Below are 13645 nucleotides of genomic sequence, written 5' to 3' on the forward strand. Positions count from 1 at the left end.
CGCTCTTAGCGCTGCTCCTCTCTCATCCCAGGGACTTCACTCATGGCAGGACGGTTCGCTCCCCGGCCCACGTCTACGACCGTGAGCGGCGGGCATGTCGGCGTCGCCGGGGGCGTGCCGCGGCAGGCGGCGGGGCCGGGGCGGGTGCGCGACTGGGTGCCGGACGGGCCGCTGGATCTCGGTCTGGTGCTCGGGCCGCTACGGCGCGGGCCGGGTGATCCGACGTTCCGGGCGATGCCGGACGGGTCCGTGTGGCGGGCCTGTCGCACGCCCACCGGACCCGGGACGCTACGGGTCTGTGCGTACGGCGCTGGGGTGCGCGGCCAGGCTTGGGGGCCCGGGGCGGAGTGGCTGCTGGACCGGTTGCCGGAGCTGCTCGGGGGCGCCGATGATCCGTCCGTGTTCGTGCCCCGGCACCGGCTGGTGGCGCTGGCCCGGCATCGGCGGCCGGGGCTCAGGCTGACGCAGAGCGGGCTGGTGCTGGAGTCGCTGATTCCGTCGATTCTGGAGCAGAAAGTCACGACCGACGAGGCGTATCGGGCGTGGCGGTTGCTGGTGCGGAAGTTCGGGGAACCGGCGCCGGGGCCGGCGCCCGGGCGGATGTGTGTGATGCCGGAGCCTCGGGCGTGGGCGCTGATCCCGTCGTGGGAGTGGCATCGGGCCGGGGTCGACAACAAGCGGGCGTCGACGATTCTGCGTGCGGTTCGGGTGGCCGGGCGGTTGGAGGAGGCGGCCGGGATGGAGCCGGGGGCGGCTCGGGCGCGGTTGGAGGTTGTGCCGGGGGTTGGGCCGTGGACGTCGGCGGAGACGGTGCAGCGGAGTCATGGGGCGCCGGATGAGGTGACCGTGGGGGATCTGCATCTGCCCGGGATCGTGGGGTGGGCGTTGGCCGGGGATCGGGATGCGGATGACTCCGTGATGCTGGAGTTGCTGGAGCCGTACGCGGGGCAGCGGCATCGGGCGGCGCGGTTGATTCTGCTGAGTGGGAGGGTGCCGGGGCGCAGGGCGCCGAAGATGCCGCGGTGGGATATCGGGGCGTTGTGATGGGCTGCCCGGTTTCTGGTGCTGCGGCGTTGGTCTGGGGCGGGCGGGGTTGCACCACTCAAGGTTGCAGGGTACTCGGCGGTGTTGCTGGCGCGGGGTGGGTGCGCGACTCGGCGCTACGAGGTGCCGCTGCGCCCACCCGTGCCGCCCCAGCGGCACGACTGCCCGCAGCCAGGGCGGCTGCGGCCTCGCAGCGGCGGCCTGTGCGCTACTGGTCCGAAGAGAAGCGGACCGCTCCTGCCGGGATTTGGGCGTCGCACCAGATGCGGGCGCCGTCGCGGAGTTCGTTGTCGGGGCCGATGATCGCGCCGTCGCCTATGACCGTGCCGGTGAGGACGGAGCGTTCGCCGACGCGGGCTCGGGTGCCTATGAGGGAGTCGGTGATGACCGCGCCGGGTTCGATCACGGCGCCCGGGAGGATCGTGCTGCCGAAGACGCGGGCGCCCTCCGCGACGAAGGCGCCCTCGCCGACCACCGTGCCGCCGGACAGCTTCGCGTCGGCCGCGACCGTCGCCGTCGGCAGGACCAGACGGTCGCCGCAGCGGCCGGGGACCGCCGGGGACGGTGCCCGGCCCAGGACCAGGTCCGCCGAGCCCCGGACGAACGCCGCGGGTGTGCCGAGGTCCAGCCAGTACGTCGAGTCGACCATGCCCTGGAGGTGCGCCCCGGCGGACAACAGGTCCGGAAAGGTCTCGCGCTCCACCGACACCGGCCGGCCCAGCGGGATCGTGTCGATGACCGAGCGGCGGAAGACGTACGCCCCCGCGTTGATCTGGTCGGTGACGATCTCCTCCGGCGTCTGCGGCTTCTCCAGGAACGCCAGGACCCTGCCCGTGTCGTCCGTGGGGACCAGACCGTAGGCGCGCGGGTCCGTGACCTTGGTGAGGTGCAGGGAGACGTCCGCGCCCGTGGTCTCGTGGGTGTCGACCAGGGCCCGGATGTCGAGGCCCGTCAGGATGTCGCCGTTGAAGATCAGAACCGGGTCGTCGGGGCCCGAGTGCAGCCGGGAGACCACGTTGCGGATTGCGCCGCCCGTGCCCAGGGGCTCCTCCTCCGTCACGTACTCCAGGTGCAGCCCCAGGGCGGCACCGTCACCGAAGTACGGCTCGAAGACCTCGGCCAGATAGGACGTGGCCAGGACGATGTGCTCGACACCCGCCGCTCTCGCTCTCGCCAACTGGTGCGTGAGGAAGGGCACCCCGGCCGCCGGCACCATGGGCTTGGGCGTGTGCACCGTGAGCGGGCGCAGCCGGGTGCCCTTGCCGCCGACCAGGAGGATCGCTTCTGTCACGTGTCGTCTCTGCTTCCTGCCGGGACCGGCCGAACTGTCTTTTGGCCGGTCAGTGTATGCAGACCGTTCCGTGGCGCCTTCGCTGGCCGTGCGGCATTCCGCCCCTCCCTGCCCCCCCCTGACGGCGGTGAACGTGTTGTCAGCGGCCCTGGTAGTGGGCCGCCTTGGAGCGGGCCGAGCCGAGCTTGCCGTAGAGCTTGCGTCCCGGGCACTCCGTCACGAAGCCGTCCCGGTGGCCGGAGATCACGTTCAGTCGTACCTTCTTACCTTTTCGGTAGAGATTGCTACCACCTGACGTCAGGTATGTCTTTCCCCGCGGGTTCATCCGGTACAGCCCCAGCTTCCACGCGCTGAGCCGGGCGATGGCCTTGACGGCGGCGGACGACGGCTTCTTGTCGCCGTACGACCCGAGGACGGCGATCCCCATGCTGTTGCTGTTGAAACCAAGGGTGTGCGCGCCGAGGACCGGCTTGGCCACGCCCCCGGCGCGGCCCTCGTAGATCTTTCCGCACTTGTCGATGACGAAGTTGTAGCCGATGTCCCGCCAGCCCATGCTCTTGACGTGGTAGCGGTAGATACTGCGGATGAGTGACGGGGACTGCGAGCAGCGGTAGTTGTTGCCGCTGGCCGTGTGGTGCACGAAGGCCGCCTTGACCTTCTTCGTGTACCGGAAGCCCCGCTCCCGCAACCCCTCGTTCGCGCCCCAGCCGCGCCGCGTGACGATGCGCGGACGCGGGCCGACGTACGGCCTCGCCCGCTGCTGCTCCGTCAGCTCGCCGGTGTTGAGGGCGAGGTACTCCTGCTCGGTCTGCGCGCGGTTCAGTGCCGGGATCTCGGTGGCGCCGAGGGGGGCCAGGTCGGCGTTGGCAGCGGAGGCCTCGGTGGCGGCGGAGGTCTCGGCGGCGAGGCCGGCGGTGCGGGGGCCGTCCGCGAAGGCGCCGGGCGGCACGGCGTCCTCGCCCGGGTCGACGAGTTCGAGGCGGAGGCCGGAGGGGAGCGGGAGCGCGGCGGGCAGGTTGCGGGCGCCCGTGCCGTGGTGCGCGGAGTCGGCTTCCGCGCTCTCGGGTTCGGAGCGGACCCGGAGTTCCACGCCGTCGGAGTCCCCCACCCACAGCGGTGCCGTGGCGCCGCGTACGCGGCCCGAGGTGCTCTCGGGGGTGCCCCGGTCGGCCGCGTGGTCGGCGTTGTGCGTCTCGACGTCCTGCCAGCCCGACCAGGTGCCGGTGCCGGCGGCTCGGGTGCGTACCTGGACGCGGCCGTGCAGTTGGGTTTCGGGGTCGTCCCAGACGATGCCGACGAGGGAGAAGTGGCGTACGGCACGGCGGGTCAGGCCCTGTTCGGGGGTGCCGGGGCCGGTGGGGGTGGCGCGGTTGCGGGTGAGGGGTTCGAGGGGGAGGGACTGGGTGCTGCCGGGGGCGTACGGTTCGGCCGCGCGCCGGTCGGCCATGGTCGTGTCCGGGGTCCCCGCGTGGGGCGCGGGTCTCGCGGTCGTGGCCGCTTCCGTGGTCGGTACCGGTCTCGCCGTCGTCGCCGCGACGGCGGGCGGAGTGAGGGGGAGGGCCAGAGCGGCCGCACAGGTGACACCGATCGAAGAAGCAAGAAATCCATGCATGCCCCTGATCTTGGACATAGTCGTATAAGTCTGTCTATTTGAGAGTTGACGCGCCGTCGGTCGGGGTTCGGCCGAACCGGTGGCGGATTCATGGCGGGGCGGTGGCCTGGCCGTTGGGTGGAGGCTTGGGTGCCGCGTACGCTTGCGCGGGTGAACGCCACCGATCGCACCCCTGCCGACCTGCTGAATTCCGCGCTCGCCGCGGATCCGGGACGTCCCCTGGTGACCTTCTACGACGACGCCACGGGCGAACGTGTCGAACTGTCCGTGGCCACCTTCGCCAATTGGGTGGCCAAGACCGCCAACCTCCTCCAGGACGAGCTGTCCGTCGAGCCCGGGGACCGGGTGGCGTTGTTGCTGCCCGCGCACTGGCAGACGGCGGTGTGGCTGCTGGCGTGTTCGTCGGTGGGAGTCGTCGCGGACGTTGGCGGGGATGCGCGGGCGGCCGATGTCGTGGTGAGCGGGCCGGACGAGCTGGAGGCGGCGCGGGCGTGTTCCGGGGCGCGGGTCGCGATGGCGCTGCGGCCGCTCGGGGGGCGGTTTCCGCAGGTGCCCGAGGGGTTTGTCGACTACGCGGTGGAGGTGCCGGGGCAGGGGGACCGGTTCGTGCCGTATGCGCCGGTGGATCCGGAGGGGCCTGCGCTGATCGTGGCGGGGCGGGAGTTCAGCGGGGCGGAGGTTGTCGAGCGGGCTCGGGCGGAGGCGACGGGGCTGGGGTTGACCGGGCCCGGGTCGCGGATTTTGTCGGGGCTGCCGTATGACACGTGGGAGGGGTTGAACGCGGGGTTGTACGGGCCGTTGGCCACGGGGGGTTCTGTGGTGTTGTGCCGGCATCTGGAGCGGGCGGGGGACGGGGTGCTGGACAAGCGGGTGGAGAGTGAGCGAATTACGGCTATTGCCCGGTAAGGACGGTTTGTCAGGTGCCCTGCATCGAGGCTCAGGGCGGGGCGTTGCGCAGCCCGGCGTGACGGGGTGCCGCTTCTTCGGGACGGGCGCCGCCCCGGCGGCACGACTGCCCGCAGCCAGGGCGGCCACCAGCGCCCGCAGCCAGTAAGCCCCCCCCGTTCAGCCCATCCCCACCCCACCCCCACCCCCCATCCACGCCAAAGTCGTAAGAGCAGTGCGCGCGCACGTTCGTACGTCGTGAGGGGTGGTCTGTGTCGTGGGCGACACCGGGAGGCTTGGGCCGGGGGCGGGGGCCTCGGCCAGTGGGCCGGGGCTGGTGCGGCGGCGTCGGCGGCGGTGGGTGCGGATCGGGGCGTTCGGGGCCGCCGGTGTCGTCGTCGCGGCCGGCGGGGCCGGATGGGCCGTGTACGCGAAGCTCAGCGGGAACATCACCCCCGACGAGGCCGCCGCCGCCGAGCTCGCCCGGTACGAGAAGGAACGGCCCACCTCGCTGGTCAAGGGCGCGCGGAACATCCTGCTGATCGGGTCGGACTCGCGCGAGGGGGACGACAACGCGCGCTACGGGCGTGACTCCGGGACCGAGCGGTCGGACACCACGATCCTGCTGCACCTGTCCGCGGGCCGGGGCAGCGCCACCGCCGTCTCCCTGCCCCGGGACCTGATGGTGGACCTGCCGGGCTGCCGGCGCCCGGACGGCTCGCGCAGCGCGCCGCGGTTCGCCGCGTTCAACCAGGCCTTCCAGGTGGGCGGTTCGGCCTGCACCATCCGGACCGTCGAGAAGCTCACCGACATCCGCGTCGATCATCACGTCGTCGTCGACTTCCACGGCTTCAAGGAGATGGTCGACGCGGTCGACGGCGTTCAGGTGTGCCTGCGGGAGCCGATCGACGACCGGGCCGCCAAGCTGCGGCTCCCCGCCGGACGCGTGACCCTCGACGGCGAGCAGGCGCTCGGCTACGTCCGCGCCCGCAAGACGCTCGGCGACGGCAGTGACACGGAGCGCATGGAGCGGCAGCAACGATTCCTCGGGGCACTCGTCAACAAGGTGCGCAGCAATGACGTCCTGCTGAATCCGGCGAAGCTGTATCCCGTGCTGGACGCCGCCACGTCATCTCTCACAACCGACCCGGATCTGGCCAGCCTTCGCGGTTTGTACGAACTCGTGCGCGGGCTGCGCAACATCCCCATGGAACGTGTGCAATTCCTGACCGTTCCACGAGAGTCGTACGCGTACGACGCCAATCGCGACCAACTCGTGGAGCCCGAGGCGGAGAGGCTGTTCGAACGGTTGCGTACGGACACACCCGTGGTGGTGGCCCGGGACGTTCCGCACGGTTCCGCCCCGCTGAGGCCTACCGATTCGCATGACGGGTCGTACGGGGATTCGCATCCGGGGCCGCTCACGAAGCCCGTCGTCACCGTTTCTCCTCCACCCACGTTCCGGGGGAACACGGCAGCCGAGGACACCTGTGAGTAAAAAGGGCGCCAAGGTAACTCCAAGGCAATGAACTCTTCACCCGAGAAATGGGCGAATTGCCCAGGTGTAGGGACGTGGAATTTGTCACCGTCGTCGTTCGGCACTGAACTGGGCGGTTAGTGTGAGCGATCCGGTGCGCCCGGCTCTGAGGACGGTCCTGAGGTCGCGCACTGTGTGACCGAGACCGAGCGCCTTGGAGGGGGAAGGCGCCGCGTGCCCCGACGGAGGAAACAGGCAACCGTGGACGCGCAAGGCCGTGGGCGGGCGGACGATATCGATCCCGCAGACCAGTGGGTACTCAATCCGAACACCGGCGAATACGAACTGCGACTGCCCCCTTCCCCACCGCAGTCGGGCGTCCCCAGCCCCCGCAGGCCACCGGCCCCCGAAGCGGGCCCGCAGGGGCGCGGCCGTACGGAGGCGCCCGGCAGGCCGCGGCCCGAGACGCCGGGCCGTGCGGTGCCGCCGCGCAGGCGCCGCGGGACGCCGGAGGAGCCGCTGCCGGGGCGGCGCGGGCGGCGGCCTGCCAAGAAGGCCGCGAAGAGGAAGAAGGTCCTGCTGTGGACCGGCGGCGCGATGGCGTTCGTGCTGGTCGCCGGGGCGGGCGCCGCGTACTTCTACATCGAGCACCTGAACGGCAACATCGCGTCCGTCTCCGACGACGGCGCGAGCACCGGTGGCTTCCAGCAGGACAAGGCGATCAACATCCTGCTGATCGGCACCGACAAGCGCACCGGCGCGGGCAACGAAAAGTACGGCGACGCGGGCAGCGTCGGCCACGCCGACACCACGATCCTGCTGCACGTCTCCAAGGACCGCTCGAACGCCACCGCGCTGAGCATCCCGCGTGACCTGATCGTCGACGTGCCGGACTGCCCGACCACGCAGGAGGACGGGTCGCAGAAGATCATCCCGGGCACGCGGCAGGCCCGATTCAACACCAGCCTCGGCCAGGACGGCCGTACCCCCAGCTGCACGATGCGGACCGTGACCGAGCTGACCGGGGTCAAGCCGGACAACTTCATGGTCGCCGACTTCAACGCCGTCAAGACGCTGACCAGCGCGGTCGGCGGGGTCGAGGTCTGTCTGGGCAAGGACATCGACGACCCGGACTCCAAGCTGAAGCTGTCGAAGGGCACGCACACGATCGAGGGCGAGCAGGCGCTGGCCTTCGTGCGCACCCGGCACTCCGTCGGCTTCGGCGGTGACCTGAGCCGGATCGGACTCCAGCAGCAGTTCCTGAGCGCGCTGATGCGCAAGCTGAAGTCCAACGACACCCTCACCAGCCCCTCGAAGATGCTCGATCTGGCCGAGGCGGGCACCAAGGCCCTGACCGTCGACTCGCAGCTGGACAGCATCGGCAAGCTGAAGGACCTCGGTCTGGAGCTGGGCAAGCTCAACACCAAGAACCTGACGTTCACCACGACCCCGGTGATCGACAACCCGGCGGAGAAGGTCAAGACCACGGTCGTGCTGAACGAGTCGACGGCCCCGCAGGTCTTCGACATGATCAAGAACGACGTCTCCTTCACCGCGGTCAAGGAAAAGAAGAAGAAGGAGGCGGCCGCGGTGGCCGCCCGCCTGAAGGGCAGCAAGGCCTCGGCCTCCGAGGTCCGGGTGCGGATCCTCAACGGCGGTGCCGTCGCCGGCAGCGCCCAGGAGACGCTCAGCTGGCTCCAGGTCGAGGAGGGCGTGACCAAGTCGGAGAACGGCGGGAACGCGCCCGCCGAGCTGGCGAAGACCACGCTCGAGTACGCCCCCGACCAGGCCGACCAGGCCCGCCGCCTCGCCGACATCATGGGCCTTCCCGGGTCGGCGATGAAGCCGGGCGAGAGCGTGGAGAACGCCCAGGGGCTGCCCGCGATGACGCTGACCCTCGGCAAGGACTTCGAGGGCGCGGGCACCTCCCTCACCGCTCCGTCGAAGGCGCCGGAGGGTGTCCAGAAGTCCACGGCGGACAAGGTCGAGTGCGCCGAGTGACCTGACGGGCCTGCCGTACGTCTCACAGGGCGTACGGCAGGCCTTGTCCGGTGACACGGGGGTGGGAAAGAGCAGATGGCACAGAGCAGCAGTGTGTACGAGGAGGGGACGAAGCCCGGTGCCGTCCCGGGCGACGGGGACGGCCGGGGAGGCCCTCGGCCCGGCCGGGGCCGCCGCGTCCTGCGCTGGTCGGCTACGGCTCTGTCCCTGCTGATCCTCGCGACCGCCGGCGCCGGCTACCTCTACTACGAGCACCTGAACGGCAACATCGACAAGGGCCGGCGCAGCAGCGGCGACTCCAAGGCGCGCAAGGCCACTCCGAACGCGGCCGGGCAGACGCCCCTGAACATCCTGCTGGTCGGTTCCGACAGCCGTGACTCCGACGAGAACGTGAAGCTGGGTGGCGCCCGGAAGGACCGCGGCAATCCGCCGCTGGGCGACGTGCAGATGCTCATCCACCTGGCCGCGGACCGCAAGAGCGCCGCCGTGGTGAGCATCCCGCGCGACACCCGGGTCGACATACCCGAGTGCACCGACCCGAAGACCGGGCGGACGTACCCGCCGGTCAACACGATCATCAACGCCTCGCTGGCCCGTGGCGGGGCGGGCTGCACGCTGGCGACCTGGGAAAACCTCACCGGGGTCTACGTCGACCACTGGATGACGATTGACTTCGCGGGCGTGGTGAAGATGGCGGACGCCATCGGCGGGGTCGAGGTGTGCGTGCGGCAGAACGTGTGGGACCGCCCGCTGCCCGGCGTGTCCGGCGGCTCGGGTCTGAAGCTGACGGCCGGCCGGAAGAAGGTCCAGGGCGAGCAGGCACTCCAGTGGCTGCGCACCCGGCACGCCTGGGGCAGCGACCCGCTGCGGGCCAGGGCGCAGCACATGTACATGAACTCGATGATCCGCACGCTCAAGGCGCAGAACGTCTTCACCGACACCGGCCGGCTGACCGATCTGGCCGAGGCGGCGACCAGGTCGCTGCACGTGTCCGAGGAGCTCGGCACGGTGAAGAAGCTGTACGACCTGGGGATGCAGCTGAAGACGGTCCCGACGGACCGCATCACCATGACGACGCTGCCCACCGCCGCGGACCCGCAGGACCGCAACCACCTGGTCCCGGCCGGCACCGACGCCGACCGGGTGTGGGCCATGATCCGCGACGACGTGCCCTTCGACGGCAAGGGCGGGGAGCCGGGCACGAAGAAGGCGGAGAAGGCCGAGGAGGTTTCGCGGGATCCGGCCGCGGCGGACGACGCGATCGGCGTCCTGGTGCAGAACGCCACGCGCTCCAGCACCCTCGGTCCCGTGAGCGGGCGCGCGGGCGCCGTCGCGCAGTCGCTCGTGGGCAAGGGCTTCACGAAGGCCGCCGCGGACACCTCGGGCGCGCTGTCCGAGGAGCGGACCGTGGTGCGTTATCCGAGCGCCGAGCTGGAGGGCGATGCGCAGCGCGTCGCCAAGGCGCTGGGCGTTCCCGCGGGTTCGGTGAAGCGGTCGACCGACGTCTTTGGCGTCACACTCGTCGTGGGCGCCGACTGGCGCGAGGGCACGGCCTATCCGAAGCAGCCGGCTCCGAAGGCCGGGGACCTGCCCGGCGACGCGGACGCCCTCAACGGCTCGGACGCCGGGCAGTGCATGGACGTGTACGCGCCCTACCGCTGGTAGCGACCGGAGAAACAACTCCACTCCTCCACGCGGAATTGGGATGGATTGCCCAAATGTATGGACGTTGAATTTGTCATTCAGCGCACATCGACGTTCAACTGGGCGGATAGTGTGAGCGATCCAGTGCTTCTGTGATGACAAGTACCCGTGCGCCTTCCGGGGGGAGAAGGCGCCGCGTGCCCCGACGGAGGAAACGACAACCGTGGACGCGCAACGCCGTGGGCGGGGGGACCAGATCGACCCCGCAGACCAGTGGGTACTCAATCCGAACACCGGCGAATACGAACTGCGACTGACTCCATCCGCAGCGCAGTCGCCGATATCCGGGACACGCGGATCCACTCCCCCGACGGGGGCGGGCGGCCGTACGGCGGGAGCGCGTAAGGCGGCTCCCCGTGAGGCGACTTCACGTGCGGGCGGCACCCGCACCGACGTTCCGCCCCAGCGCCGGCGGCGCGGTGCGCCCGAGGAGCCGCCGCCCGGGCGGCGCGGCGGGCGCCGGCCGGTGCAGCGGAAGCCGAAGAAGGCCAAGAAGGCGCTGATGTGGACCGGCGGCACGATGGCGTTCGTGCTGGTCGGGGTCGGCGCGGCCGGCTACTTCTACCTCCGGCACCTGGAGGGCAACGTCACGACGACCGACGTCGGCAGCGCGGGCGCCAGCAACTTCAGCAAGGACGAGGCCTTCAGCATCCTCATCATCGGCACGGACAAGCGCACCGGTGAGGGCAACGAGGGCTACGGCGACAAGGGCAGCTCCGGGCACGCCGACACCACGATCCTGCTGCACGTCGCGAAGGACCGCTCCAACGCGACCGCGCTCAGCATCCCCCGGGACCTGATCGTGAACATCCCCGACTGCCCGACGAGGCTGGAGGACGGCTCGGAGAAGATCGTCCCGGGCCAGCAGGGCGTCCGCTTCAACCGGAGCCTCGGGGAGAGCGGCCGGGACCCGGGCTGCACGATGCGCACGGTGAAGGAGAACACCGGCATCCAGGTCGACCACTTCATGATGGCCGACTTCAACGCGGTGAAGACGCTGACCACGGCGGTGGACGGCGTCGACGTCTGTGTGGAGAAGCCGGTCAACGACAAGGAGTCCAAACTCGTCCTGCCCGCGGGTCCGTCGAAGGTCGAGGGCGAGCAGGCCCTCGCGTTCGTCCGTACCCGCAAGAGCTTCGGCAACAGCGGTGACCTGGACCGGATCAAGGTGCAGCAGCAGTTCCTGGGCTCGCTCATGCGCAAGATGTCCTCCAGTGACACCCTCACCAGCCCCTCGAAGCTGCTGAAGCTGGCCGAGGCCGCCACCAAGGCGCTGACCGTGGACAAGGCCATCGGCAACGTCGGCACGCTCAAGGACATCGCCCTGGAGCTGAAGAAGGTACCGACGAAGAACATCGCCTTCACGACCGTGCCGGTGAAGGACAACCCGGCGGAGACGGTGAAGGCGACAGTCGTCCTCAACGAGTCACAGGCCCCCCAGGTGTTCGAAATGATCCAGAACGACGTCTCGTTCACCGAGGTCAAGCAGCAGAAGAAGAAGGAGAAGGACGCCGAGGCGGCGCGGCTGAAGGGCACCAAGGCCCCGGCCTCCGAGGTCCGGGTCCGGGTCCTCAACGGCGGGGCCGTCACCGGCAGCGCGCAGAAGACCCTCCAGTACCTCCAGGTCGAGGAGGGCGTGACCAAGTCCGAGAACGGCGGGAACGCGCCCGCCGAGCTGGCGAAGACCACGCTCGAGTACGCCCCCGACCAGGCCGACCAGGCCCGCCGCCTCGCCGACATCATGGGGCTGTCCGGGTCGGCCCTGAAGCCCGGCGAGAGCGTGACCAACTCCCAGGGCGTGCCCGCCATGACCCTGACCCTCGGCAAGGACTTCAAGGGCGCCGGCGTGAAGCTCAACGCCCCGGTCGAGGCGGCGGACGTGGAGAAGTCCACCGCCGACAAGGTGAAGTGCGCGAGTTGACCCGCTGAGGGCAACTGACAGGCCCGTCGTGCGTCTAACAGGGGGCAGGACGGGCCTGTTGCATGCGCCGGGGGCGGGAAGGACCGGGGAAGTGACGCAGAGCGGTGTGCGGGAGAACGAAACGCGGCAGGGCGTCCGCCAGGAACCGGGCCCGGGAGAGACCAAGCCGGCGACGGGCGGCCCAGCCGGTGGCGGGGGCCGGCCCCGGCGTACCCGGCGGCTGCTGAGGTGGTCCGCCGCCGTGCTCGCCGTCCTCATACTCGGGACGGCCGGAGCCGGATACCTCTACTACCGCCACCTGAACGGCAACATCAAGAAGGACGAGCTGAACCTCGGCGACAACAAGGTCGCCGCGCCGACGCCGAACGCCGCCGGGCAGACGCCGCTGAACATCCTGCTCATCGGCTCGGACGCGCGGGACACCGAGGAGAACCAGAAACTCGGCGGTGCTCGTGAGACGTTCGGCGCCGCGCCGCTGGCGGACGTGCAGATGCTGCTGCACCTGTCCGCCGACCGCACCAACATGTCGGTCATCAGCATGCCCCGCGACACGCTCGTGAAGATCCCGAAGTGCACCGACCCGGACGACGGGAAGGTGTACCCGGGGACCCAGGGGCGGACGATGACCAACCAGAGCCTCGGGCACGGCGGCCCGGGCTGCACCGTGGCCACCTGGCAGGAGCTCACCGGCATCCACATCGACCACTTCGTCATGGTCGACTTCGCGGGCGTGGTGTCGATGGCCGACGCCGTCGGCGGTGTCCCGGTGTGCGTCGACGCCAACATCCACTCCCGCACCTCCGACGGCAAGGGCTCCGGCCTGAAACTAAAGAAGGGCACCTCGTACATCCAGGGCGAGCAGGCCCTCCAGTGGCTGCGCACCCGCTACGGCTTCGAGGACGGCAGCGACCTCGCCCGCGCCAAGGCCCAGCACATGTACATGAACGCGATGGTCCGCCAGCTGCGCGAGAACGCCACGCTCAGCAGCCCGAACAAGCTCCGCAGACTGGCCGAGGAGGCCACCCGGGCACTGACGGTCGACCCCGGCCTCGACACCGTCAAGAAGCTCTACGACCTCAGCGACGAGCTGCGCAAGGTGGAGCCGGAGCGCATCACCATGACCACGATGCCCAACCGGTACGTCGGCGCCCGCGTGGAGCCGACCGAGGACGCCGAGCAGCTGTTCCGGCTGGTGCGGGAGGACATCGCGCTGGACGGCAAGGACAAGGGCCGTGAGAAGGCCGCGGAGAAGGCCTCCGCCGACCCGGCCGCGGCCGACGACGAGATCCCCGTCCAGGTCCGCAACGGCACCCGGACCGGCACCCTGGCCGCGGCCCGCGGGCGCGCGAGCACGGTGACCGGGCTGCTGAAGGAGCAGGGCTTCGCCCAGGCCGTCGCCGACACCAACGGCTCGTGGAGCCAGGAGCGGACCGTCGTCCGCTACCCGAGCGCCGACCTGGAGGGCGACGCCCAGCGGGTCGCCAAGGCCCTCGGGATTCCGCTGAGTTCGGTGAAGCGGTCGACCGACGTCTCCGGCGTCACACTCGTCGTGGGCGCCGACTGGCGGGAGGGCGCGGACTACAAGGCGCCGAAGCGCAGCGACAAGACCCCGAAGTCGGCCGAGGCGCTCAACGGCGCGGACGACAAGGCCTGTATGCACGTGGCCCCGAACTTCACCTGGTGACGCAAACGGGCCCCTCCCAGGAGAGA

9 protein-coding genes are annotated in these 13645 nt (G+C 70.5%); 7 read left to right on the forward strand and 2 right to left on the reverse strand.

What is annotated here, in order from left to right:
• Positions 1–42: 42 nt before the first annotated feature.
• Positions 43–1044, forward strand: a complete 1002-nt coding sequence (locus ACIBNA_RS18275; protein ID WP_399166216.1) for a DNA-3-methyladenine glycosylase family protein — start codon at positions 43–45, stop codon at positions 1042–1044.
• A 208-nt stretch (positions 1045–1252) separates the two neighbouring features.
• On the opposite strand, the gene ACIBNA_RS18280 is transcribed toward ACIBNA_RS18275, so the two are convergent.
• Both ACIBNA_RS18280 and ACIBNA_RS18285 read right to left on the reverse strand, forming a co-directional pair.
• Positions 1253–2335, reverse strand: a complete 1083-nt coding sequence (locus ACIBNA_RS18280) for a sugar phosphate nucleotidyltransferase (protein ID WP_399166217.1) — start codon at positions 2333–2335, stop codon at positions 1253–1255.
• A 139-nt stretch (positions 2336–2474) separates the two neighbouring features.
• Positions 2475–3947 carry an N-acetylmuramoyl-L-alanine amidase gene (locus tag ACIBNA_RS18285; protein ID WP_399166218.1) on the reverse strand — a complete coding sequence of 491 codons (1473 nt, stop codon included), beginning with the start codon at positions 3945–3947 and terminating at the stop codon, positions 2475–2477.
• A 150-nt stretch (positions 3948–4097) separates the two neighbouring features.
• Between ACIBNA_RS18285 and ACIBNA_RS18290 the strand changes: the two genes are divergently transcribed.
• The 6 genes from ACIBNA_RS18290 (at position 4098) to ACIBNA_RS18315 (ending at position 13619) form a co-directional block, all read left to right on the forward strand.
• Positions 4098–4853 (forward strand): TIGR03089 family protein, encoded by a 756-nt coding sequence (locus ACIBNA_RS18290; RefSeq protein WP_399166219.1) that lies wholly within the window; start codon positions 4098–4100, stop codon positions 4851–4853.
• 256 nt (positions 4854–5109) lie between these two features.
• A complete protein-coding gene (locus ACIBNA_RS18295; RefSeq protein ID WP_399166220.1) occupies positions 5110–6330 on the forward strand; it encodes an LCP family protein in 1221 nt (406 codons plus the stop codon).
• Positions 6331–6570: 240 nt separating this feature from the next.
• Positions 6571–8310 carry an LCP family protein gene (locus ACIBNA_RS18300; protein ID WP_399166221.1) on the forward strand — a complete coding sequence of 580 codons (1740 nt, stop codon included), beginning with the start codon at positions 6571–6573 and terminating at the stop codon, positions 8308–8310.
• Positions 8311–8385: 75 nt separating this feature from the next.
• A complete protein-coding gene (locus ACIBNA_RS18305) occupies positions 8386–9975 on the forward strand; it encodes an LCP family protein (RefSeq protein ID WP_399166222.1) in 1590 nt (529 codons plus the stop codon).
• A gap of 202 nt (positions 9976–10177) precedes the next feature.
• Positions 10178–11935, forward strand: a complete 1758-nt coding sequence (locus ACIBNA_RS18310; protein WP_399166223.1) for an LCP family protein — start codon at positions 10178–10180, stop codon at positions 11933–11935.
• A gap of 91 nt (positions 11936–12026) precedes the next feature.
• Positions 12027–13619 carry an LCP family protein gene (locus ACIBNA_RS18315; RefSeq protein ID WP_399166224.1) on the forward strand — a complete coding sequence of 531 codons (1593 nt, stop codon included), beginning with the start codon at positions 12027–12029 and terminating at the stop codon, positions 13617–13619.
• Positions 13620–13645 lie beyond the last annotated feature (26 nt).

Origin of the sequence: Streptomyces sp. NPDC050164 (assembly GCF_044459945.1) — a bacterium.
GTDB classification, from domain to species: domain Bacteria; phylum Actinomycetota; class Actinomycetes; order Streptomycetales; family Streptomycetaceae; genus Streptomyces; species Streptomyces coeruleorubidus_A.

Coding starts and splice junctions, on each gene's coding strand:
- ACIBNA_RS18285 (WP_399166218.1), bottom strand. CDS start 3,947: ATGCATGGATTTCTTGCTTCTTCGATCGGTGTCACCTGTGCGGCCGCT.
- ACIBNA_RS18305 (WP_399166222.1), top strand. CDS start 8,386: ATGGCACAGAGCAGCAGTGTGTACGAGGAGGGGACGAAGCCCGGTGCC.
- ACIBNA_RS18275 (WP_399166216.1), top strand. CDS start 43: ATGGCAGGACGGTTCGCTCCCCGGCCCACGTCTACGACCGTGAGCGGC.